Raw genomic sequence first — 25,529 nt, 5'->3', positions numbered from 1 at the left:
ATCAGAATAATAAGTGTTCTTTGTGCTTAAGTGTAAGCGGGTCAAACTGTTTTGCGTATTGTATCAGCGTCAGTCGCTGCAACCTGCCCATCAGGTCCTGCGGATTCAGGTATTGCTGTAGGGCGCCGGTAATCTGCAGCACATAATCATATTCTTTGATGTCAGGCAGTAAAAAGGGTCTTTTAAGAGTGGATGATCCCAAAGCCTTGTTGCGGAAAAGCCGCACGGTGCTATGCCCGTCATTGTGCTCAAAGTTCGCAATAAGGAGCTTTTGGCGGTCTGGCATCTCATAACAAAGCTCGTTTTGTCTGATTAAGTTCAGGCCCAGCAAGCGGTTGAGCGACCAGGCCATCTTATAGTCCCTGCAAGGTGAAACCACGCCGAAGAGGGCAAATCCAAAATCATAATCCATCTCCAGTTGCAGTGTTTTCATGGGCAAGGTATACCTTAATTGCAAATTTATAAACCTGGCAATGGAAAACGACCTTTCAGGCAAAAACTTTTATCACATTATGAATAGCGTAATTTTTTTTGACATTGTCTGCCTAATTACATTTCTTTGCACAGTGTTTTAATAAACTATAAGAAAAAATGTCAGAAATCGCAGAAAAAGTAAAGGCTATCATCATCGATAAGCTTGGTGTTGAAGAGTCAGAGGTTACTCCAGAGGCTAGCTTCACTAATGACCTTGGCGCCGATTCATTGGATACAGTAGAGCTTATCATGGAATTCGAAAAGGAATTCAACGTATCTATTCCAGATGATCAGGCTGAAAATATTGCTACTGTAGGTCAGGCTGTTAGCTACCTGGAAGAGCACGCTAAGTAATATCCCTTACCTTATTGTATTAAGTAATTTTTACTATCTATCCTCTACTAACAGCTTATGGAGCTTAAGAGAGTTGTAGTTACTGGGCTTGGCGCACTCACGCCACTTGGAAATACCGTTGCAGAATACTGGAACGGGTTGTCAAATGGTGTGAGTGGAGCTGCGCCTATTACACGCTTCGATGCGAGTAAGTTTAAGACCCAGTTTGCCTGTGAAGTAAAAGGATACGATCCGGAAAAATACTTCGACCGTAAGGAGGCGCGTAAAATGGACCTGTTCTCTCAGTTTGCCATGGTGGTAGCTGAAGAGGCGGTTCAGGACGCGAACCTGGTGGAAGGTAATTTTGACCCAGACCGCGTTGGTGTGATCTGGGGCTCCGGTATCGGTGGATTGCGCACGTTCCAGGAGGAGTGTGTGAACTTTGCCAACGGTGACGGTACACCGCGCTTCAACCCGTTCTTCATCCCGAAGATGATCGCGGACATCAGTGCTGGTCACATTTCCATTAAGTATGGTTTCCGAGGCCCTAACTTCGTTACGGTTTCAGCTTGTGCTTCTGCTACCAACGCCATTATCGACTCTTTCAACTATATCCGACTGGGTATGGCTGACGTGGTGGTGACGGGCGGCTCAGAGGCCGCTGTAACAGAGGCAGGTATCGGAGGCTTCAACGCCCTGAAAGCCCTTTCAGAGCGCAACGACTCTCCAGAGACGGCTTCGCGCCCATTCGACCAGGACCGTGACGGTTTTGTGCTCGGAGAAGGTGCCGGTGCCCTTATTTTGGAGGAGTACGAGCACGCCAAGGCCCGTGGTGCTAAAATCTACGCCGAGATAATTGGTGGTGGTATGTCAGCTGATGCCTATCACATCACAGCTCCGCATCCGGAAGGATTAGGTGCCCTCAATGTGATGAAGAACGTACTGCGCGACGCCAACATCAAACCCGAGGAGGTAGACTACATCAACGTGCACGGTACGTCCACGCCGCTCGGCGATGTGAGTGAGGTAAAAGCCATTCAGACTGTTTTTGGCGACCATGCCTACAAACTGAACATCAGCTCAACCAAGTCCATGACGGGCCACCTGTTAGGGGCAGCCGGTGCGATAGAGGCCATTGCCGCTATCCTGGCCATCCAAAACAACCTGGTGCCGCCAACCATCAACCACTTCACGGATGACGAGAGCTTTGACTCCGGACTGAACTTTACATTCAACAAAGCGCAGGAGCGTGAGGTAAAAGTAGCGCTAAGCAACACGTTTGGTTTCGGTGGACACAATACCTCCGTTCTATTCCGTCAATTTATCGACTAGGTGTTTGGGCCAATAAAACCGGTACGGCGCTTCTATCATAGCCTGTTTACCAGGGATAAGGAGTTATGGCGTGCCATTGCCGGAATAATTGGCAGCACACCCGACAACATACGCCTCTACAAACTGGCGCTCACGCATACCTCGTTTGCCCGCCAGAACCTGGCCAGCAAGCACGATACCAATGAGCGGCTGGAGTTTCTGGGCGATGCAGTTTTGGGTACTGTTGTGGCCGAACTGCTATTCAAGAAATTTCCCTACGAAGATGAGGGCTTTATGACAGAGATGCGCTCACGGATCGTAAACCGTGAGTCACTCAACCATATTGCCATTAAAATCGGACTGAACCAGCTGGTGAAAGTGGATACCACGAGCGGACAGGGTACACGGCACAAATCAGTGCACGGCAACGCCCTGGAGGCCTTGGTGGGAGCCATCTACCTGGACAAAGGGTATAACACCACACGGCAGTTTATCCTGGGCAAGCTCATTAAGCCGCACATCGACCTGCACAAGCTGGTCAACACCACCTCCAATTTCAAAAGCAAGCTTATTGAGTGGGCGCAAAGCCAGAACTCGGATATTCGCTTTGAGATCGTAAACCGAAAAAACCAGGGGAGCACCACGGAGTTTACCTGCGAAATATACCTGAATGACAAACCGGTAGCGATCGGGGTGGGGCTTTCGAAGAAAAAAGCAGATCAGGCCGCAGCCGAAAAAGCACTCCAGGTACTCAATATCAGCTAGAGCTATCCCTATTTTCAGCCAATTTCGGCTCGTCATTCCACTTTCCTGTTTCCCATAACTCCCAGACATACCTTCCGGAAGAGAAATAGCCGTGCCTATACCTGTAGGTATGGTTCTTTTTTGAAAGCCAAAGCTTAACTTGCCTCCATATTGTTGCGTTAGTAAACTCACCATGGAAGAAACGAAACTTATACTGGCAGGGGCCGCCCTGAACCAGACCCCACTCGACTGGGAAGCCAACCTTCTGAACATACGATCAGCCATCCTGGAAGCAGCTACCCGGAATGTCGATATCCTGCTTTTGCCGGAACTTTGTATCACGGGCTATGGCTGCGAGGACATGTTCCTGCACCCTTGGTTTGCGGAGGAGACTTTTGAGAAACTGTTGCAGGTGAAGGAATGGTGCGATAACATCACGGTTTGCCTGGGTCTGCATGTGATTATCGGGCAGGATGTGTTCAACACGGCCTGTGTCATCAAAAACAAGGAAATTGTGGGATTCACGGCCAAGCAATTTCTGGCCCGAGATGGCATACATTACGAGCCGCGCTGGTTTACGCCCTGGCCAGCCAACGTGGTGGAAGAGTTTGAGATGAAAGGCAAACGCTACCCGATCGGCGACATCATCTATGAAGAGAAAGGCGTGAAATTCGCCTTCGAGATATGCGAGGACGCCTGGCGGCCCAACCGTCCGGCAGAGCGCCACATGCCCAAAGGCGTGCAGCTGATCCTGAACCCAAGTGCCAGCCACTTTGCCTTGAGTAAAACCGACCTTCGCCACCGCCTGGTGGTAGAGGCCTCCAAAAAATACCAGTGCGCATACTTGTACGCCAACCTGTTGGGTAACGAATCAGGCAGGGTGATTTTCGATGGGGAAGTGCTTATTGCCCAAAACGGCAAACTGATCAGGCGCAACGAACTGCTCTGCTTTAAGGATGTGGACCTGGAGTGTGCGGAAGTTTGCTTTGGGGAGAACCCTAAGATAGAGGAGACGATTGAATACCTGCCGCCGATCGATGAAAACGCTGAGTTGATTGCCGCGCTAAGCCTGGCCCTGTTTGACTATATGCGCAAAAGCCGCAGCCGGGGCTTTGTGCTGTCGCTGAGCGGCGGTGCCGACTCCTCGTGCTGTGCCGTGGCAGTGGCCGAGATGGTGCGCCGTGGCGTGGACAGCCTGGGCGTGACGGGTTTTGTGACCAAAGCGCGTATGTTCTCGCTCAAAGACGTGGAATACTTTGAATCGCTGTCGCAGGACCATGTGGTGCAGGCATTGGTAGGCCGCATGCTCACCTGCGCTTACCAGGGAACGATCAACTCGTCAGACGAAACCTATACCTCCGCCAAAAAACTAGCCGAATCGATCGGGGCTGTGTTCCATGACTGGACAATCGATGAGGAAGTAAAAGGCTATACCTCCAAAATAGAAAAAGCCATCAAACGCGACCTGACCTGGGAGCAGGACGATATTACCCTGCAGAACATTCAGGCCCGAGTACGTGCCCCAGCCATCTGGATGCTCGCCAACATCAACTATGCCTTGCTACTGGCGACCTCAAACCGAAGCGAGGCTGCAGTGGGTTACGCTACCATGGACGGTGACACGGCCGGCAGTATTTCCCCGATCGCAGGTATAGACAAAACCTTTATCCGCCAGTTCCTGATCTGGATGCAGGAGGAGTTGGGTTACCTGGGACTTGATTACGTGAATAACCTGCAGCCAACTGCCGAGTTGCGTCCGGCTTCGGAGTCACAGACAGATGAAAAGGACCTGATGCCTTACGAGATACTCAATATGATTGAGCGCCTGGCCTGGTATGACCGGCTTTCGCCGAAGCAGGTGCTGGACAGACTGGTGGCTGACAAAGTAGCCCCCACGCAGGCTTTGAAAGAGCACGTGCATAAGTTCTATACCTTATGGTCGCGCAACCAGTGGAAGCGGGAGCGCTATGCCCCTAGTTTCCATTTGGATGACTATAATCTGGACCCACGCAGCTGGCTCCGTTACCCGATACTGAGCGGCGGCTTCCGGGAAGAGCTGGACCAACTCAAATAACACGAATTAGTTTATATTAAAGGGCATTGCCTCTTATCTGCATCGGCAGTGTAGGGCAATGCCTTTGTTATGGGCTATATTTATACCTGCACTGGATCATCGCCGGTTTTTTACCTTTCTGATTTATTGTAACTTTGGCTGCACCATATATTCGATTATGAGCATTCTAAATTATATCACCTGGGATGTAAGTCCCTCTATCTTCTCGATCGGCTCCTTTGAGGTACGCTGGTACGGCCTCCTGTTCGCACTGGCCTTTGTGTTTGGGCAGCGTATCCTCACGAAAATATACGTGGCTGAGGGTCGCACAGAAGGCGATGTGGACGTGATCACCCTCTATATGATTATCGGCACGGTGGTAGGTGCGCGCCTAGGCCATACCTTGTTCTACCAACCCGAGTACTATCTGAGCAACCCCATCGAGATCCTGAAAATATGGGAAGGCGGATTGGCCAGCCATGGTGCCACCATTGGTATTTTGCTGGCGCTTTGGTTGTTTAGCCGCAAGCATAAGTTTGATTACATGTGGGTGTTAGACCGTATCGTGATCGTAGTAGCGTTGGGTGGTTCCCTGATACGACTGGGCAATTTAATGAACTCCGAGATTTTTGGCCGGCCGACTGACCTGCCATGGGGTTTCATTTTTTTACGGCAAAGCGAATACTCACACGTGCCACGCCATCCTACCCAGTTATACGAGTCGTTTAGCGTGTTTCTGCTGTTTGTGCTGCTCTACTGGCTTTGGAAGAAATACAAAGAGGCGCTTCCAAGAGGCCTGCTGTTCGGCATTTTTGTGACAGCCCTGTTCTCCTTCCGCTTCATTGTGGAGTTTTTGAAAGAGGATCAAGTGGCAAAAGAGGCAACCATGGCGCTTAACATTGGTCAACAGCTAAGCATTCCGCTCATCCTGGCTGGTCTTGTTATTCTGTTTATGGTATGGCGAAATCCCAAGCCTGCTCTGGCAGGCGGGCGTCTGGAGCGTGAAGCAGTAGGTAAAAAATAACCATACATTTTAAGATCTATCAATTTAAAAGGGCCGACATGAAATGTCGGCCCTTTTGCATGTGGCAGCATAGTGAGGTTACTTGGGGCCGTAGCGGTATAGCCCGCCATTTTCGCTGGTAATTACCAAGGTATGCTCGTTTTCGAAAGCCACAGCCTCTGTCTGCCCGGCTTCCTTAATGTTTATCTTCTGGTAGTCTCCCTCAAAGAAAGCTGCCGGGCTTTTCACGTTCCGGTAAATGTGCAGCGCACCTTCACTGATCAAAGCGACCTGTTGGCCACTTGGGCTGCTGGCTGCTCCTGTCACGGCTGTGCCTAGCTTATGCTCGCCTATCAGTTTCGCTTTGAATTTCCCACCAGTGTCAGGCAGTTCGTATACCTTGGCTGTCTCTTTGCGGCCCCTGTCCTTCGACACCAGGTATAGCTTGCCTCCCTGCCAAAATATCGCCTCTACGTCAAAATTCCTGTCTTTGGGGGAAGGAGGAAATTCCTTTTGGTCTTCGTAAGTAAACCGGATGGCCTCAATGTTTCCGGGCTGGCTGAGATTGAGTTTGTACACAGCGAGCTCGCGGCGCCTGTTATCGTTGTTGCCTGTGTCGGCGATGTAGATGTTGCCGGCATCATCCCGGGTCAGATCCTCCCAGTCCACGTTGGGCAATTGAAGTTTGATAGTCTCAAGCAGTTCTCCCTTTTGATCGACCACATACAGGTATGGCTTGTTTCCAGCGTCATTATGCGTGACATAGGCTTTTTTATTGGTGAGATACTCTACCCCTGAACTCTCGCTAATTGGAGACGGCAGGTTGGCCAGCTTTTCAAGTTTGGAAGAAGTAGGGGTATTAGCTACCGATTTATTTGCTACCGAGTCGGAAGGCTGCCCCAGAAAATAGAACAGGGCAACCATTACAGGTATAAAAAAGGCAAGTATTTTAAGCATAAGTTTCATAGAGTATCGAATAAGACGCTGGGGCGCTATGGTATAACGCAAAGCCAAAGGCCTTCGGTTGCGTAAAAGATGGAAATGCTGACGATCAGCTCAAAATTCGTATAGCTGCATAAATTATTGGGAGATGGAAATCAAGCAAATAAAGGAGACCTGCCTGTATGTAACCGACCTGGAGCGCACCCGGCAGTTTTATCAGGACAAGTTGGGCCTCCACGTGATCGGGGAGGTAGAAGGCAGACACATTTTCTTTCGGGCAGGGCGCTCTGTGCTGCTATGTTTCATTGCGGAAATGTCCGAAAAAGGGGGCACGCTGCCCCCGCACTTTGGGAGCGGCCAGCTGCATTTGGCCTTTGAGGTGAGCCGAGCGGAGTATGACGGCTGGAAAAAAAGAATAGAGGAGGCAGGTATAGCGATAGAGCAGGAGTACGACTGGGGGCGAGATTTCCTGTCTTTCTACTTCCGCGACCCGGACAAACATTTGCTCGAAATAGTGATGGAGGGGATGTGGGAAAAATAAAAGCCCCCGCTTTGTGCGGAGGCTTTTGCAATTGGGAGGGTGACTATTGTAGTCGTGCCTGTATCTCTTCGATAAGCCCGTCGTAGCGCTTGAGCAGTCGACCCCAGTCTTTGAAGTCCTCGTCGTCTTTCACACTGACGTTACGGTTCGTGTTGTTCTCGCGCTCGTGGCGCTGGCTGACGATCTTCACCACATATGTCAGGTCGTTGGTATTACCGCCGCTGCTCACAATAACACGGGTTCTGATCATGTTGGCTCCGTTAAAGTTCTGTACCTGCCAGGCACTGGTTAGGTAGCCGGTATTATAGTCTACCGTCTCCAGCACGTCGAAACGCTTGGTAATGATAGAGCTCAGAATCCTCCAGGCATCGGTTGGGTTCACGTTCTTACTGACAGGAATTGTGATACGCACATTGGCCATGTCTGATGAGATGGACGAGGTATAGGCTTCGTCTACGGCAAGCTCCACAAACTCTGTTGGGTCCGGGGCCTGCATATTTTCCTGGTTGCAGTAGTTTTTGATGTAGCGCAGAAAGGCGTCTTTGGTTACGCGCACTTCTACACAGGCGTTTTTTGCGACTTTCAGGTCATATTTGCCCACACCCACTACCTTTCCGGCTACTTCGATGTTGGCATCTGCCGGGGCAGTGGTGATTTTCACCAGTCTGTCTTCCAGCAGAGCACGGGAGCGCAGCGGCGGAATCGGGTCGGTAGAAGGTTTGTTGCAGAAAACCTGTACTACTTCGGCAAAGCCATCTTTTGTGACAGTTACCGTTACGCACGAGCCAAAAGGCACGCTCACATCGGTATTGCCTCTGCCCGCCACGACACCGTTCAGCGCTACAGACGCGTCTGCCGGAATCACTTCGAGGCGAACCTGACGGTCTTTTAACTCAAAGAAGTCCTTTACTGGCGGAGTTTCGCGGTCTTTCTGGTTGTAGTATACTTTGGTGATCGGAGCAAATCCGGGCTTTTTGATTTCCACGTTCAAAAACTTGTCCTTCTCTACGATCAGGTTGATGCGCTTAGAACCTGCCAGGCGACCATCGATGTAAATCTCGGCGTCGTATGGCTCCACGCTAATGTCGACCAGGCGATTTACAAGCTCTACCTTTTGCTCTTTTTCCCACTTCATGGTGCGCGGGAATTCTTTTACAACGGGCTCATAACCCTCCTTTACGACCGCAATGCGGTTACGGGAGTCTTTGTTCAGCTTCAACTCAATACTACCCATGCCAAGTTCAGTTACCTGGGTATTGTCTGCATCGTTCAGCAGGTAAAACTTGGCATCTGTAAAGTTAGAAGCGACATTGATTTTGCTCTGTGCGAAAGCCGAAAGCGTAACAAAGCAAAAAACGAAGGATAAGTAAAGGTTTCTCCTCATATGTATAAGAATAAAAGGGTGAATTAAATGCTGGACCTTTAGTAGCCTAGATAAAGTTAAAATAAATTTTTCAATATTAATATATAACAAAAGATATATACTATATATATTGGAATTAGTTGTGCTATTTGGTGAATTTGAACAAAAGAGGGTGTTGTTAGATGTGTGCGGTTTGGGAGTGAAGTGCTACAGGAGGCTACAACTTTATAAGCGTTTGGGGATGTATCGTGTGGCCGCCATCAAAGGTGTGAATTTGAGGTGAAATACCAAGCCGCGACATGAGTTGCTGCTGGCGACTCAGGGATTCTGGTGTGATGAACTCGTCCTTTGTGCCGTAGACCATGTCCACAGGCAGGTTGTTGAACGCAGATTTACCTGTTTCGAAATCAATATCCTCGGGGAAAGATGCGGCCCACAGCACGAGCCGGTGACAAGGGACTGTTCCGGAGGCAAGCCAACGGCAGACAGTGGCTCCCCCCTGCGAGAAACCCAGAACGTTTACTTTCACATCGGCTGGCAACTGCTTGAGCAACTCCTGCAACAAGAGATTGAGGTATGCTGCCTGGTCATCGATCTCGGAGAGCCGATCTTCTTTTGTCATCCAGGTAGCGCCAACACGACCCGAGAAGCCATCCAGGTAAAAGCGCGAGAGTCCTTCAGGAGCCACTATGAGTGTAGCACCATCGTCGAGCACGGCGAAGTGCCGCAAAAAGTAACGGGCCAACTGGCCATAGCCGTGGCATACCACCCACAGGTTTCGCGTCTGCCTTGAAGGCGTGCCCAAGGTATAATAGCGTGCCGTGCGTGGTACTATCAGCTTATGCTCGTGCATGGGTTGTTTGTTGTTTGTTGATCGTTATTCGTTGTTCGTTACCCGTGCCGGATTGCACAGGTTGGAGAAACAGGCCATACCTATAGCCTGTGCACGACTCGGTAAGTTCGCGACCTAGACCAGGAGGCCTTACCTACGCAACTTTGTAACACTTTAACATTCAAACTCCTCAACTTTCTAACTCCTAAACTTACAGATGTTCTTTGTTGAACTGGAAAGGCAAAAGGTCACCTACACTGCGCAGGCGATAGAACTTGCCATCAGGGCCTTGCAGTAATACAGGTATGGCTTCGTGTTGTTTGTGCTCGTATTCGGCCATTACCTGACGGCAGGCGCCGCAAGGCATAGCTGGCAGAAAATGCTGTTCACTTCTTCGTCGGGCCGTCACGGCAATCATCCTGATCTTTTTGTTCGGATGGTGGGCGCTCATGGCAAACAGGGCCGTGCGCTCAGCACACAAACCGGAAGGGTAGGCGGCATTCTCCTGGTTGCTACCCTTGAACATAGTGCCGTCTTCGAGCACCAAAGCGGCACCCACCAGAAAATTGGAGTAGGGAGCATAGGCGTCGCTGGCGGCCTGTTGGGCCATTTCCATCGCTTCACGCTCCTGTTGGGTTAATTCTTCTGCCGAGTCCAGTACGTCGATGCAGATATTTATATTCAGCTCACTTGCCATTTAAGACCTTGTAGGTATAGAAATTAGAAAAGGGCTATAAATTTAACGGAATATTCTGATAAAACAATGCAAAAGGTTGGCCTTGCAGGTGGTAATTGCTAAATTCAAATTCAACGACGTGCAGACTATGAAAAGAATACTTCTCCTCGGAGCTGGCCGGTCGGCCTCTTCGCTCATCCAATATTTGTTGCAAAATGCGCCTGCCGAAAACTGGCAAGTCACCATCGGCGATATTCAGGTGGATCATTTGCAGGACAGGCTCTCAAAGCTTGATTTTGCAGAAGCCATCGTTTTCGATGTGCATGACCAGGCGCAACGGGAAGCGGAAGTCAGCAAGGCCGACCTCGTGATCTCGCTCTTGCCGGCGATTTTGCACATCGAAGTGGCCCGTGCGTGTCTGCAGCAGGAGAAGCATTTGATCACCGCTTCGTATGTGTCGCCGGAGTTCAGGGAACTGCACGAGGAGGCGAAAAAGAAGAACCTGACCATTCTGATGGAGTCGGGGCTGGACCCAGGAATAGACCACATGTCGGCGATGGCGGTGATCCAGCGTGTGCAAGGTATGGGAGGTCGGATTACGTCGTTTAAGTCCTACACGGGCGGACTGGTGGCCCCTCAGTCGGATAACAACCCCTGGAACTACAAGTTTAGCTGGAACCCACGCAACGTCGTGCTGGCAGGGCAGGGGACGGCCAGGTATATCAAGAACGGAGCCTATAAGTATATTCCTTACCACCAGCTTTTCAGGCGCACCGATGAGCTATACGTGGAGGGCTACGGACATTTTGATGGTTATGCTAACCGCGACTCACTCAGCTACCGGGAGCACTACGGCCTGCAGGATATCCCGACCATGCTGCGTGGTACGCTGCGCCGCATTGGCTACTGCGCCGCCTGGGATGTATTTGTGCAGCTGGGCCTCACCGACGACAGCTATACCTTAGAGGGGGTAGAAAGCATGACAAACCGCAGTTACCTGGAGGCCTTCCTGCCACCTGCCGTCTCTGCAGACGAAACACTGCAACAACGCCTTTGCCGCTACCTCAATCTGCCTGCCGAAGGGGGCGTGATGGAGAAACTGGAATGGCTGGGCCTGTTCGAAGCCATACCGGTTAGGATGGAGGCTGCCACACCGGCACAGGTGCTGGAGAAAACTCTGGTCGGCAAATGGAAGCTGGAGCCCGGCGACAAAGATATGATCGTGATGCAGCACCTGTTTACCTACGAATTGAAGGGCGAGGAGCACGAGCTTACGTCCTCCTTGGTGGTGCTGGGCGACGATGAGGTACACACGGCCATGGCCAAAACGGTGGGCCTTCCGGTAGGCATACTGGCCAAATTACTGCTGCAGGGCAAAATAGATCGCCGCGGGGTGGTTATACCCATCTACCCGGATCTGTACGAACCCGTGCTGGAAGAACTGAAAACGTATGGGGTGGACTTTGTGGAAGATGAAATAAAGAAGACATCCCTTTAGCCTAGCATCGTCTCCTGATGTATCCTAGAAGATAAGGTAATAATCGCGGAGCAGTGCTGTGAAATGAGCGGTATAGGTAGTGCCATCTGCCTCGCGAATATCGAGGGCATGCCCTTTAGCCGCTGATGTCGGCCGGAAGGTATAGGTTTGGATATGGCGGATGCACTTGCCACCCGTGCGGGTATATACCTCGAGCGTATCGCACAGGTATAGGCCATTCGCTTTGGCGAGTTCTCCAAAGTGGGCAGCCTCGGCTGGGGGCAAGAGCAGGTATAGCTTGCCTTCTTTGGAAAGATGTTGCTGGGCAAAAGTCAGGATATCCTCAAATAGCAGATCGCCGGTATGTTTGGCTGAGTTTTTAGCAGCATCATCCGACTTGAGCGAGGCCAGGAAAAAAGGCGGGTTTGACAGGATCACGTCATACTGCTGCGCACAGGTTTTGGCAAATTCCTGCAAGGGCATCGGGTGCAGCTTCAGTCGCTCAGCCCAGGAACTTTCCTGAAAGTTTTGCAAGGCCTGTGCCTGCGCCTCCGGGTTAATCTCCACTGCTTCCACCACAGCCTCCGACCGCTGCGCTACCATCAGGGCCAGCAATCCTGTACCTGTCCCGATGTCGAGGATCCTCTTGGCTTGTGCCACCTCCACATACGCCCCAAACACGCAAGAATCCGTGCATACCTTCATGGCACACTGGTCCTGGTTGATGCGGAATTGCTTGAATTGAAAGTAGGTGTTGGGCAAGGCTTTAGGCTGAGTGGTGAATTATGCTTTCTTTTGAAACCGCTTGGTGCTTAAAAGGAAGAAACTGTTAAAGAGAATGATAGCAATAGTAGAAACAAAAATATAGTCAGGATTCTTAAAGTTATGGGTTAAGGCATACCCTATAATAAATAGTAGTGGAGTGACGCAAAAATAAATAGCACTTACGAATCTTTGCCTTTTCAAAATGACAAGTACGCCGATAATTAAGTAGAGAATAAGAGCTATCATTAACAGTGGTATTGTCACATAAACTGCCGCTACCAATCCATCAAGAGCAATCATTTGCAGGTATAGTTAATTTTTACTTCGAGTTAAACTGTCCTGATTCAAAACCCTCATCGATGAGCAAATTAGGCGAAAGGGCACTGGCAACAGCCAGCTCATCGCAGCGCTCGTTCTCCGGGTGGCCGGCGTGGCCTCTGATCCAAACAAAACGCACGTTATGCTTAGCATATACCCTTAAAAACCGAGCCCAAAGGTCGCCGTTGGCTTTGCCGGCAAAGCCTTTCTTCTGCCAGCCAAAAACCCAGCGCTTTTCCACGGCATCCACCACATACTTCGAGTCAGAGTAGACCGTGACAGGTATACCGGGCTTGGTGATGGCCTCCAATCCTACGATCACGGCCAGTAGTTCCATGCGGTTGTTCGTTGTTTTACGGAAACCGGCGGTCAGTTCTTTCTCATGGTTTTTCCAGCGCAGTATGGTACCATACCCTCCCGGACCCGGATTCCCTCGTGATGCACCGTCTGTAAAAAGCTCGATCATAGATTAGTTTTGAATGAGTGAATGAGTGCTTGAGTGAATCTACTGAGTTTTGAATAAGCGAATATGTTGAAATGAGAATTACGAATTCTAAATTATTCACTCATTCGCTCAATCACTCATTTGTTTAAATAGGTAAATTCGTTTTGAACAGCTTGATGGCGATGGCTAGCAGGATAACCCCGAAAACTTTGCGGAGCACGTTGGCGCCGGCCTTACCAAGTTTACGCTCCAGCCAGGGCGATGCCTTTAAGACGATGTACACAAACATCAGGTTGAGCACAATGCCTACCAGCACGTTTGGCAGCGAGTAGGCAGCCCGCAAGGAGAGCAGTGTGGTCATGGTGCCGGCTCCCACAATAAGCGGAAAAGCCAGCGGGACGATAGAGCCACTTTTTACTTCGGGGTCGGAGTGGAAGAGGTCTTTGCCCAGGATCATCTCCAAACCGATCAGGAAAATAATGATGGCACCGGCCATGGCAAATGACTCGAAGTCTATGCCGAACAATTGCAGGATACCATCGCCCACAAACAGGAACACGATCATCAGTATACCTGAAATAATGGTGGCCTTTTCGGACTCGATCTTGCCCTCGCGCTTGCGCAGGTCGATGATGATAGGGATAGAACCGAGAATGTCGATTACTGCAAAAAGGATAAGCGTAACCGAAGCGATTTCCTTGAAGCTGAACAGTTCCTGAATCATGGGTTTGGTGGTCGTTAAAGTGTTAGGGCCAGCAAATTAGGGTATAGCTATACCTTGATTTGCCGTGTACAGTCATTTAACAAGCCGCAAAGGTAGGATTCTTAGGCGTAATAATGCAGGAAAAACCGCTTTAGCTCTTCGTACTCCTCATCGGCAATGGCCGGGAAATTGGCGATCCGGAAGGTGTTGCGCTGCCAGGGGCCGTAGCCATTGCCCAGTCGGATGTGGTGGTGCAGGGCACGTTTCTTGATATCCTCCACCAACCGTTCGTTTGCCTCCAGTGCCAACACGGTTTTGGAGCGTACCTCCTCATTCTCAACCAGCAGCTTAAAATCTGTGAACTGCCCAAAGAACTCGTACAGGTCATTGGCACGGTCGGTCAGGTCAATATCGAGTTGCTTGATGAACTGCCGGTCTTCCAGCATGCGCTTGAGCAGGTAGATGTTGAGGACGTTGGGCGTATGCGTAGTCTGGTAGTTGAGCATTTTCTCATGCATAAACACCAAGCTGTTGTAATGATCGCGTTCGTTCATCTGCTTGGCCCGGAAGATGGCCCTCGGAGAACATACCAGCACCGCCAGCCCCGGCGGCAAACCAAAGCACTTCTGCACCGATGCAAACCAGATGTCGGCCTTGATGTACTTCAGGTTCAGGCCCGCCATAGACGAAGTCGCGTCCACAGCTGTGAGCGTGTCGCGGTAGCGGTTGTGCAGGTTCAGAATGGTGGTGGCCGATACCTGGGTACCGTTGGATGTCTCGTTTTGGGTAAAGCAGATCAACTCTGTGTCTGTGTTGATGTCGAGCCCCTCTACCGGCATAGCCTCATTGATGTCGAATTTCAAACCCTCAGACTCCGGCCGCAGTTTTTTGGCATACTCGTACCACTTTTCTCCAAATGAGCCATTGTAGATATGGTAGCTTTTCTTTTTGGTAAGGCTCTGGATGAGGATTTCCCAGCATTCGGTAGCCGAAGAAGTGAAAAAGATATGATAGTCCTGCGGAATGTTAAGCCGGCGTTTCAGCGAGCCCACCACGGTACGGGAGAGCTGCACAAATTGCTCTCCCCGATGCGGTGCCCCCAAAATCCCCTCATCATACGCGTCTGTCAGGTAGGTGCGTACCTCCGGGTATAGCTTGGATGGTCCTGGATAGAAATTCAACATGGAGGGTAATATAGATAATTATAGTATTTCTACTATAGGAATAAGCGAATATTTAGTGAATAGAAAATTGGTGTTGCCACGCTATTTCTTGGCACCGAAACCGATTTGCTTGGGTTTCATGCGCTCAAAATACTGCAGGGCAAGCCGGTAGCTCTCCAGCCCGAACCCGGTGATGACTCCTTTGCAAAAGGGGGCGAACATGCTCTTGTGCCGGAAGGCGTCGCGGGCGTACACATTCGATATATGCACTTCCACTACAGGCGCCTCGATGGCCTTTATCGCGTCGGACAGGGCCACGGAGGTATGGGTATAAGCGCCGCCGTTGAACACAATGCCTTTGTAGCTGAAACCAACCTCATGCAGTTTGTCGATGAGCGTACCCTCCGAATTGGATTGGAAGTAGGTCAGCTCCATAGCCGGGAACGCCTCTTTCAGTTCCTCGAAGTAGGATTCGAAGGATTCGGAGCCATAAACTGCTTTTTCGCGAATGCCCAATAGATTGAGGTTAGGGCCATTCAGAATAAGTATTTTCATAGTGCGGAGGTATAATTGTGTTTTCAACCAAAATCAGCAGCTGCAATTTAAGGATTAACTATCTTTGCTCTGTTTTTTTGACAAAAGAAAGTTTGCTAAAAGCTTTCTTCAAAGCACCCGACTTATGAAGTGGTCCATCTGCATTACTCAGTTCGAACAATACCTGCGCCTGGAAAAGTCGCTGTCCGGTAACTCCGTGGAGGCTTACCTGCGCGATATCCGCAAACTGACCGATTTTCTGGCTTTCAAAGGTATAACGGTGCAGCCGGAGCAGATGTCGCCGCCGGTTTTAAGGGAGTTTCTGGAATGGATAGCCGGGCTAGGCATGACGGCGCATTCGCAAGCACGCACGCTCTCAGGTATAAGGGCCTTTTACAAGTTCCTGATTATGGAGGATATGCTCACCGCCGACCCGACCGATACCATCGAAGCACCTAAATTGAGCCGAAAACTGCCCGATACGCTTCACTTTCACGAAATAGAACAATTGCTGGCCGCCATCGACCTTTCCACGCCGGAAGGGACGCGTAACCGGGCCATGCTGGAGACACTCTACAGTTCCGGGCTGCGTGTATCGGAGTTGCTGGACCTGAAGCTGAGCAACCTCTACGAAGACATGGGTTTCCTGAAGGTGGCCGGTAAGGGCGACAAGGAGCGACTGGTTCCGATCGGGCGCGATGCCCTCAAGCACATCCAGCTCTACCGCGAGGGCGTGCGCTGCCACCTCAACATCAAAAAAGGCCACGAAGACTATGTGTTCCTGAACCGCCGTGGCGCCAAACTGACCCGCGTGATGGTCTTCACCATTATCAAAGACCTCACCGCCAAGGCAGGAATACAGAAAACCGTGAGTCCCCATACCTTCCGCCACTCTTTTGCCACGCACCTGATCGAGGGCGGCGCCGACCTGCGGGCTGTGCAGGAAATGCTGGGCCACGAGTCCATCACAACCACCGAAATCTATACCCACCTCGACCGCGACTATCTGAAGCAGGTGATTAAGGATTATCATCCTAGGAGTTAGAAAGTTTTGAAGTTAGAAAGTTTAGAAGTTAGAAAGTTAGAAAGGTAAACTCGTAGGGACAGGTCGCGACCTGTCCGAATCGTGCACAGGCTATACCTGTACAAACTTATCGGGGCTATACCTAGCAAACTATCCGAATCTTGCACAGGCAACGATCAACGATCAACAATCAACAATTAACGAACAACGATTATCAACTATCGGTCAGGTATAGCAACCATACCAAATACATTGAACCAGCCGTTTCTAAATAAGTCTGAAGGCGACACCGTAACCCATTCTATACCTACGACCCCCACATGTTACCAATCCGATACCGTTTGCTCACTCTTGTCCTGCTGCTTGGGCTAGCTATACCTTTCCGCAGTATGGCCCAGTCCATCGACGACATCATGCCTATACCTGTCGAGGTGATGAAAGCCCGCCGGGGCCATGTGACCATCGATGGAAAAACACAGATCGTGTTCGACAGGCAGTTTGCAGATCAGGCGGTATACCTAAGAGAATTGCTGGCGGCCCAAACCGGTCTGAAACTTAAATCACAAGCCACTAACCAGACAATCACAAAAGCAAGCCACCGCATCCGCCTCGTGTTTGACACAAAATCCATCACCAAAGACGAGATGTATACCCTGACGGTGTCCGGCAAAGACGTGACCATTCGCGCCAAAGACACCGGCGGTGTGGTGTACGGCATACAGACTTTGCTACAGCTTTTCCCGCTCAGGCAAGTGAAGGAGGTGAAGATTCCGGACGTGACGATCAGAGACTACCCACGCTTCGCTTACCGGGGTATGCACCTGGACGTGGTGCGCCACATGTTTCCGCTGACGTTCATCAAGAAGTACATCGATTACCTGGCTTTCCATAAGATGAACACCTTCCACTGGCACCTGACCGACGACCAGGGCTGGCGCATCGAGATCGAATCCTATCCAAAGCTAAACACCATCGGCTCCTGGCGCGACTCCACACTGATCGGCCATTTTAAGGCGGCTCCAGCCCGTTACGACGGAAAACGCTACGGTGGTTTCTATACCAAAAACGAAGTGCGCGAAGTGATCCGATATGCAGCGGTAAGAGGTATCACTATTATTCCTGAAATCGATATCCCGGGCCATAGCCGCGCCACCATTGCCGCTTATCCGGAGTTCAGCACTCGCCCCGACACCACCTGGAATGTAGCCTATACCTGGGGAATGTATAACCGCCAGAACAACGTGCTACAGCCAAATCCGGCTACGTTTCAGTTTCTGAAAACGGTGTTTCAGGAAGTGGCCGAGCTGTTTCCGGGAGCCTATTTCCACTTGGGTGGCGACGAAACGAGCAAAATGTGGTGGAAAGCCGACCCGGTGTCACAAGCTTTCATCAAGGACCACAAACTGAAAGATGAAAAAGGCCTGCAGACCTACTTCGTAGAACAAGTGGCGGGCTACCTGGCTGCCAAAGGCAAGAAAGTGATCGGCTGGCACGAGATACTGGAAGGCGACCTGAACACGACCACCCTTATTATGAACTGGGGAGGAGAGAAGGAAGGTATAGCCGCCGCCAAACGTGGCCACCAGGTGATCATGTCGCCGGGCAAGCCACTTTATTTTGACCACTACCAGTCCAAAGACCCCAACGACAGCCTGGCCATACACGGCTACAACCCGGTGGACGCAGTATATGCCTTCGAACCTATACCTGACACACTCCACAAACTGAACCTCGACAAGTATATGATCGGGGCACAAGGCAATGTTTGGACCGAGTACATGGGCAGTCCGGCCAAGGTGGAGTACATGATCTTCCCGCGCATGACGGCCCTGAGCGAAGTGCTGTGGTCGCCGAAGGAAAAGAAAGATTATGAGGACTTCAAACGCAGGCTAAAAACGGCCATTATCCCACGCTATACTTTCTGGAAAGCCAGCTACTTCCCCAGCTTCGAGCAGTGGACAATGGAAAAGTAGGCTGAAATATGTGTTAAAATATGAAGAGCAGGTATCATAAATAGTTGATATTTACTATATTTAAAAGCTGTAATAACACAGGCTGTGTTCACGCACGGTCTGTGTTATTTTTATACCGTTCACAATCAGTTTTAACCGTTTTCCAAGCTTTTATGACAACAACTTTACTCGAAAAAGAAAAACAGACCAAATCCTTCACTTTTACCGGCAGGGGCTCTGACTACTTCGCCATCGAAATCGTTAATTTCCTGCTTACAGTTGTGACACTGGGGCTTTACTACCCTTGGGCGAAGGCTAAGTCCTTGCAATACCTGTATCGCAAGACGGAGCTGGCCGGTACACCTTTCGTTTTTCATGGCACTGGCAAAGAGATGTTTGTCGGTTTCATTAAAGGGCTAGGCGTATTCATATCCCTGTACTCTATGTTATTTTTCGCCGCGCTTTCGACCACACCTTTCATATCGGTGCTGTTTGTCTTTGCATTTATTGTTGGCGTTTTGATTCTGATACCTGTGGCCCTTCATGGCATGATGCGTTACCGCACGTCACGCACAAGCTGGCGCGGCATACATATGGGCTACCGGGGCGAACTGTCCGACATGGTCACTACCTACCTGGTTGGCTTCTTCCTGACTGTTTTTACTCTGGGCATCTACGGCTCGTGGTTTGTGGTGAAGCTGCGCAAGCAGATGATCGACAATGTGCGCTTTGGCAATGCGAGTTTGAGGTATGTAGGCGATGGTGCCGATCTTTTTCTGATCAACCTGAAAGGCTATTTCTTGTCTGTTTTCACGCTGGGTATTTACTTTTTCTGGTTCACCAAAAACCTCCTGCACTTTTATGTGAATAACATCGTGGTGTTGCAGGACGACGGAACGTATAGCCGCCTCAAATGCCATGTCTCCGGCTGGGAAGTGCTTAAACTGACTGTAGGCAACATTTTTATAGTGCTATTCACACTGGGGCTGGGCATTCCGCTCACGACTACTCGTACCCTGTCGCTGATCATGAACAGCATCGTGATGAGCGGGGATTTCGATGCCGACGCGCTGGTACAAACCGAGGAAGCCTATGACTCGGCCATGTATGAGAGCATGTCGGACATGATGGATATCGGCGTGATTTAGCATGACCTTTGAAGGGAAATACTATAACGGGCGTAGCTCCAAAGGTATGCCGGCCCAGATCACACTGCGTCCGGATGGCCTGCGGATAGATTATTGTGCGGATGAAGTAACGGACACGGTGCACTGGGAAACGGCAGGTATACACCAGTCGGAATTTAACGATGCGACCACACTCTTGCGTTATGGGAAATTTCCCCAGCAAAGTATCTCCGTTGTAGACAAAGGGTTTAGGGAGGCGCTGTTGCAGTGCTATCGCGGTGCAGCCTTCCTGAAGTCCGGCTACAACAGTATGCTGAGACTATGGGCCTCCGGTATAGCCGTTATGGCCCTGAGTCTGCTGGGCCTGCTGGTGGCCTTTATCGTTTGGGGGGTGCCGGCACTCGCCGACCGTGTGGCCCTGTATTTTCCGCAGCAATATGAGCGCCAGCTCGGCCAGCAACTCTATACCCAACTACTTCAAGGCTATCAGGTAGACGATGCGAAAACGGCCGCACTGAACGGTTACCTGAGCGAACTGGACACAGACCTGGATTACCCAATCAAAGCCGCCGTTGTGAAAAGCGACGAGGTCAATGCCTTTGCTATACCTGGGGGCTATATGGTGGTGTATGAAGGTATAATCGATAAAATGGAGCACCACGAGGAGCTGGCAGCTCTGGTGGGGCACGAACTGGCGCATATCCAAAACCGACATTCGTTGCGCGCCCTGACAAGGAGTTTGTCTTACTACATGCTGGCCTCCGTGCTCTTCGGAGATATAAGCGGTGTGGCCGCCGTGCTGGTGGACAATGCATCGGCACTTCGAAACCTGGAGTATAACCGCAGCCTCGAACTGGAAGCAGACCGCGAAGGGCTGGAACTGCTGCGTCGGAATGAGCTGAACCTTCAGGGGGCCGTGTTACTGATGGAGCGCCTGGATTTCGGAAGCGAATCTGACATGCTGGCCTTTGTGAGTACCCACCCCAACACAGGAGACCGCATCAAGGTCTTGAATGAGCTGATAGGAGATAGGAAGCAGCCTTACAAAAAAAATCCGGGGCTGGAGCGGCACTGGGAGTCGCTTAAAGGAAGAAACAAAACTAAAGGTTCTGATACACTAGAGCAGAATCAGACGCGTTAAACAGGATTTTTTATGAGAGTCTTCATTATATTTTTTGCCCTATGCCTTGTTTTTACCGCTCAGGCGCAACAGCAAGTGGTTAGCAAGCATGTGGGAGCCCCTATGATACCATTCGTAGCGGAAGACATGACAGGTATAACCTATTCGTCCAATGAGTTGCGAGGAAAAGTGGTGGTGCTCAACCTGTGGGGCACCTTCTGCAAGCCTTGTATCCTGGAAATGCCAGAGTTGAACAGGTTGAAGCAAAGCTATGCCGAAAAGGATGTCGTGTTTGTTTCGATGTCGCCTGAGGATAAGCCCATCATCAAAAAATTTCTGAAAAAGCATGTGTTTGATTTCATCATCTTACCAGGCAGTGCCCATTACATGAAGGATTTTGGGAACACGGTACCTCAGACAATATTAATTGACAGAGTAGGCATAGTGAGAGAGGTGCATATCGGAACTATGCCGGTAAAGGTGTCATCGGATGAAAAAGGAGAGAAGATGTATGAATTTAGGAGCGATGATCTGAAAGCGAAGATAGATCAACTGCTGTCAGAGCAGCAAATAGATTAACAGGATGCACAGTATTGTAAGCAGGCAAGGCACAATTATCGAGGATAGTATAAATTCGCTTTCTATCTTTGCAGGCAGCTAACTGTAACCTAAACCCGCTGCCGTGTATAAGAGCCTCATTCGCCCGCTTCTCTTCAAACTAGACCCCGAGAAAGTCCATTACCTGACCGCCGACGGGCTCAAAACCGCTTTCAGCCTGCCTTTTGCCAAAAGCATTAGCAGGAGCATATTCCGGGTAGAAGACAAGCGACTGGAACGGGAGCTGTTTGGCTTGAAGTTTCCTAATCCGGTTGGGTTAGCGGCAGGTTTTGACAAGGACGCCAAGCTAGTGGACGAACTGGCTGAGCTGGGCTTTGGTTTTATAGAGATCGGTACGCTCACCCCGAAACCGCAGGAAGGCAACCCGAAACCACGCTTGTTCCGACTCCCGGAAGACCAGGCCATCATCAACCGCATGGGTTTCAACAACGAGGGGGTAGATGCGGCTGTGCAACGACTGCGGGAGCGGAAGAGCAACATTATCGTGGGAGGGAACATCGGCAAGAACAAAGTTACGCCGAACGAAGAGGCACTCAACGATTACCTGTACTGCTTCAAGGCGCTGTATGACGTGGTGGACTACTTTGTGGTGAACGTTAGCTCGCCCAACACCCCGGATTTGCGTGCCCTGCAGGAAAAAGAGCCGCTGCAGCATTTGCTCATGGCATTGCAGGAGCAGAACAATCGCATGGCCAAGCCGAAACCCCTGCTGCTTAAGATCGCTCCAGACCTGAACGAGGCTCAATTAAATGATATAATCGAGATTGCTGTGGCTGCCAGGCTGAGTGGTATTATTGCCACCAACACCACCATCAGCCGCGAAGGATTGCACACCCCAGGCACGCGTGTTTCAGAGATTGGAGCTGGTGGCCTCAGCGGCAAACCCCTCACGAAACACGCCACCGAAATCATCCGTTACCTCCGCAAGCATTTACCCCAGGAAATCAAGATCATTGGGGTAGGCGGCATTATGACCGCCGAAGACGCCCAGGAAAAATTAGAGGCCGGAGCCGATCTGGTGCAGCTCTATACCGGTTTTATTTATGAAGGACCAGCATTGGTTGCAGCTATTAACAAGGCGCTGCTGTAGAAGTAGGACGCAGCATCAGGGCAGCACGTTGGCCAGTTTGCTTCAAGGCAAGGCAGTCAAACGCACAAGCAACCTGCACCATCACCTGAAATACTACCCAAAAGAAAAAAGCTATACCCGATTCGGATAGGGTAACCCCTATACCTACAGGTTACTCCCAACTCCTAAACTCTCCAACTCCCAAACTCTTATTTTTTAGCATATTTCCTGAAAAGCCTGCCAATTTGCTGGGTGTCGTTTGCCGAAAAAATGTAAATTTGGAATCTTAATTAGTCGAAGGGTATGGCAAAGAACACTTACAGAGACGATGCGATCAGCACGGGGAGGGCAAGGAACGAGGTACGTGGCCGAAACGAACCACGAAGCAGCAATACATCCGCCGGGGAAAAGACCAAGCAGAAGAAAGCCAAAAAGCCTTTCTTCAAGATGCCGTCCTTCCGGGTGAGCTTTAAAATGCCTGCGTTCCTCACAGACAGACGCTTCAAGCTTTTCATCGGTTTCTCCTTCCTGCTCATCTCGTTTTTCATGACCATTGCCTTCGTTTCTTACCTGTTCACGGGGGCAGCTGACCAGAGTGTGGTGGAGTCGGTGGAGGGAACCGGGCTTAAGGAGTCGGGTCAGGAGGCTGAGAACTGGCTCGGACTGGTCGGGGCTTGGGTATCGCATTACTTCATCTATGATCTCTTGGGTATAGGAGCTTTCTTCCTGATACCTGTTTTCTTTTTTGCCGGAAGCCGCATTGTGTTCCGATGGAAGTCCATCTCTATGTCGTATGTGCTGGGGCTGTGCTCATTTAGCATGCTTTGGCTGAGCCTGACGCTGGGTTATATCGTGATCTTAACCGGAACACTGGGGTCGCTGGGCTTTATGGGTGGGGGTATCGGCATTGAGACTGCCATCTGGCTGAGCAGCCTGATTGGTTGGGGAAGCGGCCTGTTATTGGGTTTCCTGCTGTTGATTTTCCTGGTGTTCTTCTTTAATATCACGAGCATTAACTGGAGTAAGCCTGCCACGGAAGAAGTGGAGGAAGTGGAAATTGACAGAGGCGGTGCCTCGTCGCTACGCGATGTGGTGCATGGTTCTGCCCGCCATAACATCAACCACAATGCCGACCCGACGGCTTCTCTGGATGCGGACGAGGAGGAGGAAGAGGAGCTGTACTTTGAGGACGAGGAGGAAGAAGCCATCAACCGTGCGTTGGAAATGGAGCTGAACTCCCTGCAACCAGAGCCACCCAAGCCTGCCGCACCTGCGCCAAGCCTGGAGCTGGACATTGAAAATGAGCTGGAGGAAGACCTGGCCGACGACGAGTTTGACACAGCCGAGGGCGAAGAAGAAGAGTTGGACCTGCAGATAGAGAAGACACCAGAGGAAGAAGCAGCCGATGTGCTGGCAACCGAAAACTACGACCCAACGCTGGACCTGGCCCGCTACCAATACCCTACCATCGACCTGCTCACCGACTACGGCACGAGCAAAGTACAGGTAACAAAAGAGGAGCTTGAAGCCAACAAAGACAAGATCGTAGCCACGCTTGGCCACTACAACATCGGTATAGCGAGCATCAAAGCGACTATCGGCCCAACTGTCACGCTTTATGAAATTGTGCCGGATGCCGGTGTGCGTATCTCCAAAATAAAGAACCTGGAAGACGACATCGCTCTGAGCCTGGCGGCCTTGGGTATACGCATTATTGCGCCTATACCTGGCAAGGGTACAATTGGTATAGAAGTGCCGAACACCAAAAAGGAGATGGTTTCGATTAAATCGATCCTGTCGACGGAGAAGTTCATGAAGAGCGAAATGGACCTGCCGATTGCGTTCGGTAAGACCATCACGAACGAGGTGTTTATTACGGACCTGGCCAAAATGCCACACTTGCTCATGGCGGGTGCCACGGGTCAGGGTAAGTCGGTTGGCCTCAACGCCATCCTGACCTCGCTGCTCTACAAGCGCCATCCTTCGCAGCTCAAGTTTGTGCTCGTTGACCCGAAGAAGGTGGAATTGTCGCTCTTTAACAAGATTGAGCGCCACTTCCTGGCTAAACTGCCAGATACCGAAGAGGCCATCATCACGGATACCAAAAAGGTGGTGAACACGCTCAACTCGCTCTGTATGGAAATGGACATGCGCTACGACTTGCTCAAGGACGCCGGCTGCCGTAACCTGAAAGAGTATAACAAGAAATTTATCGAACGTCGCCTCAACCCGAATAAGGGACATCGTTTTATGCCCTACATCGTGCTGGTGATAGACGAGTTGGCTGACTTGATGATGACGGCCGGCAAGGAGGTGGAAACACCGATTGCCCGTCTGGCGCAGCTGGCCCGTGCCATTGGTATACACCTGGTGGTAGCCACGCAGCGTCCTTCCGTAAACGTGATCACGGGTATCATCAAGGCAAACTTCCCGGCGCGTATTTCCTTTAAAGTGACCTCCAAGATCGACTCGCGCACCATTCTGGATGCCGGTGGTGCCGACCAGCTGATAGGTCAGGGGGATATGCTCTTCTCGATCGGTTCGGACATGATCCGTATTCAGTGCGCCTTTGTGGATACCCCGGAAGTAGACCGCATTTGCGACTTTATCGGGGAGCAGCAGGGGTATAGCGATGCCTACCTGTTGCCGGAGTTTGTGGGCGATGAAAGTGGTTCTGAAAAAGCGGACTTCGACTCGAGCTCTAAAGACCCGATGTTTGAGGAAGCGGCACGCATTATCGTGCAGCACCAGCAGGGCAGTACCTCGCTGCTGCAGCGCCGTCTCAAGCTGGGCTACAACCGCGCTGGTCGCCTGATCGACCAACTGGAGTCTGCAGGTATAGTGGGACCGTTTGAAGGAAGCAAGGCCCGCGAAGTTTTAATTCCGGATGAGTACAGTTTGGAACAGTTATTGAACACGTTGTAGCAAAGAACGAAACAAGA

The 25,529-nt window shown here is 50.7% G+C and carries 23 protein-coding genes and 1 pseudogene; 14 read left to right on the top strand and 10 right to left on the bottom strand.

Annotated elements, in window-relative coordinates:
- Window position 1 precedes the first annotated feature (1 nt).
- Window positions 2-433 carry an IPExxxVDY family protein gene (locus tag H9Q13_RS12160; RefSeq protein ID WP_191184079.1) on the bottom strand — a complete coding sequence of 144 codons (432 nt, stop codon included), beginning with the start codon at window positions 431-433 and terminating at the stop codon, window positions 2-4.
- 158 nt (window positions 434-591) lie between these two features.
- On the opposite strand from H9Q13_RS12160, the gene H9Q13_RS12155 reads away from it, so the two are divergent.
- The 5 genes from H9Q13_RS12155 to lgt all read left to right on the top strand — a co-directional run bounded on the left by H9Q13_RS12155 (window position 592) and on the right by lgt (window position 5,939).
- Complete coding sequence (locus H9Q13_RS12155) at window positions 592-828, top strand: acyl carrier protein (protein WP_018477241.1); 237 nt, start codon at window positions 592-594, stop codon at window positions 826-828.
- 57 nt (window positions 829-885) lie between these two features.
- Window positions 886-2,139, top strand: a complete 1,254-nt coding sequence (fabF, locus tag H9Q13_RS12150) for a beta-ketoacyl-ACP synthase II (protein WP_191184078.1) — start codon at window positions 886-888, stop codon at window positions 2,137-2,139.
- The gene (gene rnc / locus H9Q13_RS12145) at window positions 2,140-2,883 is read left to right on the top strand and encodes a ribonuclease III (RefSeq protein ID WP_191184077.1); all 744 of its coding nucleotides are present in this window, start codon (window positions 2,140-2,142) and stop codon (window positions 2,881-2,883) included.
- Window positions 2,884-3,055: 172 nt separating this feature from the next.
- Window positions 3,056-4,936 (top strand): NAD(+) synthase, encoded by a 1,881-nt coding sequence (nadE, locus tag H9Q13_RS12140; RefSeq protein WP_191184076.1) that lies wholly within the window; start codon window positions 3,056-3,058, stop codon window positions 4,934-4,936.
- 157 nt (window positions 4,937-5,093) lie between these two features.
- A complete protein-coding gene (gene lgt, locus H9Q13_RS12135; RefSeq protein ID WP_191184075.1) occupies window positions 5,094-5,939 on the top strand; it encodes a prolipoprotein diacylglyceryl transferase in 846 nt (281 codons plus the stop codon).
- A 78-nt stretch (window positions 5,940-6,017) separates the two neighbouring features.
- On the opposite strand, the gene H9Q13_RS12130 is transcribed toward lgt, so the two are convergent.
- Window positions 6,018-6,875 (bottom strand): hypothetical protein, encoded by an 858-nt coding sequence (locus tag H9Q13_RS12130; protein WP_224744252.1) that lies wholly within the window; start codon window positions 6,873-6,875, stop codon window positions 6,018-6,020.
- Between the two features lie 133 nt (window positions 6,876-7,008).
- Between H9Q13_RS12130 and H9Q13_RS12125 the strand changes: the two genes are divergently transcribed.
- Window positions 7,009-7,401: a VOC family protein gene (locus tag H9Q13_RS12125; protein ID WP_191184073.1), complete on the top strand. Its 393-nt coding sequence runs from the start codon at window positions 7,009-7,011 to the stop codon at window positions 7,399-7,401.
- 43 nt (window positions 7,402-7,444) lie between these two features.
- Here the strand turns inward: H9Q13_RS12125 and H9Q13_RS12120 are convergent, their stop codons facing one another.
- The 3 genes and pseudogenes from H9Q13_RS12120 to cdd all read right to left on the bottom strand — a co-directional run.
- Entirely contained in the window at window positions 7,445-8,785 is a 1,341-nt protein-coding gene (locus H9Q13_RS12120) for a hypothetical protein (protein ID WP_191184072.1), read from the bottom strand.
- Between the two features lie 196 nt (window positions 8,786-8,981).
- Window positions 8,982-9,617, bottom strand: coding sequence for an alpha/beta hydrolase (locus tag H9Q13_RS12115; RefSeq protein ID WP_191184071.1), 636 nt, complete (start codon window positions 9,615-9,617; stop codon window positions 8,982-8,984).
- A gap of 253 nt (window positions 9,618-9,870) precedes the next feature.
- A pseudogene (gene cdd / locus H9Q13_RS12110) lies at window positions 9,871-10,293 on the bottom strand (cytidine deaminase); the annotation flags it as partial.
- A gap of 127 nt (window positions 10,294-10,420) precedes the next feature.
- Between cdd and H9Q13_RS12105 the strand changes: the two are divergent.
- A complete protein-coding gene (locus H9Q13_RS12105; protein ID WP_191184069.1) occupies window positions 10,421-11,770 on the top strand; it encodes a saccharopine dehydrogenase family protein in 1,350 nt (449 codons plus the stop codon).
- Window positions 11,771-11,794: 24 nt separating this feature from the next.
- Here H9Q13_RS12105 and H9Q13_RS12100 read toward each other — a convergent pair whose 3' ends face one another.
- The 5 genes from H9Q13_RS12100 to aroQ all read right to left on the bottom strand — a co-directional run bounded on the left by H9Q13_RS12100 (window position 11,795) and on the right by aroQ (window position 15,698).
- Complete coding sequence (locus H9Q13_RS12100) at window positions 11,795-12,511, bottom strand: tRNA1(Val) (adenine(37)-N6)-methyltransferase (protein ID WP_191184068.1); 717 nt, start codon at window positions 12,509-12,511, stop codon at window positions 11,795-11,797.
- 322 nt (window positions 12,512-12,833) lie between these two features.
- Window positions 12,834-13,298, bottom strand: a complete 465-nt coding sequence (gene rnhA, locus H9Q13_RS12095) for a ribonuclease HI (RefSeq protein WP_188502868.1) — start codon at window positions 13,296-13,298, stop codon at window positions 12,834-12,836.
- A 124-nt stretch (window positions 13,299-13,422) separates the two neighbouring features.
- Window positions 13,423-13,989 carry a MarC family protein gene (locus H9Q13_RS12090; protein WP_191184121.1) on the bottom strand — a complete coding sequence of 189 codons (567 nt, stop codon included), beginning with the start codon at window positions 13,987-13,989 and terminating at the stop codon, window positions 13,423-13,425.
- A 113-nt stretch (window positions 13,990-14,102) separates the two neighbouring features.
- Window positions 14,103-15,164, bottom strand: coding sequence for an aminotransferase class V-fold PLP-dependent enzyme (locus H9Q13_RS12085; RefSeq protein ID WP_191184067.1), 1,062 nt, complete (start codon window positions 15,162-15,164; stop codon window positions 14,103-14,105).
- A gap of 81 nt (window positions 15,165-15,245) precedes the next feature.
- Window positions 15,246-15,698 (bottom strand): type II 3-dehydroquinate dehydratase, encoded by a 453-nt coding sequence (gene aroQ, locus H9Q13_RS12080; RefSeq protein WP_191184066.1) that lies wholly within the window; start codon window positions 15,696-15,698, stop codon window positions 15,246-15,248.
- A 124-nt stretch (window positions 15,699-15,822) separates the two neighbouring features.
- Between aroQ and xerD the strand changes: the two genes are divergently transcribed.
- The 7 genes from xerD (at window position 15,823) to H9Q13_RS12045 (ending at window position 25,512) form a co-directional block, all read left to right on the top strand.
- Window positions 15,823-16,722: a site-specific tyrosine recombinase XerD gene (gene xerD / locus H9Q13_RS12075; protein WP_191184065.1), complete on the top strand. Its 900-nt coding sequence runs from the start codon at window positions 15,823-15,825 to the stop codon at window positions 16,720-16,722.
- A 299-nt stretch (window positions 16,723-17,021) separates the two neighbouring features.
- Window positions 17,022-18,674: a beta-N-acetylhexosaminidase gene (locus H9Q13_RS12070; protein WP_191184064.1), complete on the top strand. Its 1,653-nt coding sequence runs from the start codon at window positions 17,022-17,024 to the stop codon at window positions 18,672-18,674.
- Window positions 18,675-18,826: 152 nt separating this feature from the next.
- Complete coding sequence (locus H9Q13_RS12065) at window positions 18,827-19,801, top strand: YjgN family protein (RefSeq protein ID WP_191184063.1); 975 nt, start codon at window positions 18,827-18,829, stop codon at window positions 19,799-19,801.
- A gap of 1 nt (window position 19,802) precedes the next feature.
- Complete coding sequence (locus tag H9Q13_RS12060) at window positions 19,803-20,921, top strand: M48 family metallopeptidase (RefSeq protein WP_191184062.1); 1,119 nt, start codon at window positions 19,803-19,805, stop codon at window positions 20,919-20,921.
- Between the two features lie 12 nt (window positions 20,922-20,933).
- Window positions 20,934-21,479 (top strand): TlpA family protein disulfide reductase, encoded by a 546-nt coding sequence (locus H9Q13_RS12055; RefSeq protein ID WP_191184061.1) that lies wholly within the window; start codon window positions 20,934-20,936, stop codon window positions 21,477-21,479.
- A gap of 103 nt (window positions 21,480-21,582) precedes the next feature.
- A complete protein-coding gene (locus H9Q13_RS12050; RefSeq protein WP_191184060.1) occupies window positions 21,583-22,608 on the top strand; it encodes a quinone-dependent dihydroorotate dehydrogenase in 1,026 nt (341 codons plus the stop codon).
- Window positions 22,609-22,890: 282 nt separating this feature from the next.
- A complete protein-coding gene (locus H9Q13_RS12045) occupies window positions 22,891-25,512 on the top strand; it encodes an FtsK/SpoIIIE family DNA translocase (protein ID WP_191184059.1) in 2,622 nt (873 codons plus the stop codon).
- Window positions 25,513-25,529: the final 17 nt, after the last annotated feature.

Origin of the sequence: Pontibacter aquaedesilientis, assembly GCF_014773225.1 — a bacterium.
Lineage (GTDB): Bacteria > Bacteroidota > Bacteroidia > Cytophagales > Hymenobacteraceae > Pontibacter > Pontibacter aquaedesilientis.
The sequence above is the reverse complement of the archived record's forward strand: the minus strand, read 5'-3'. Positions and strand labels throughout refer to the sequence as shown.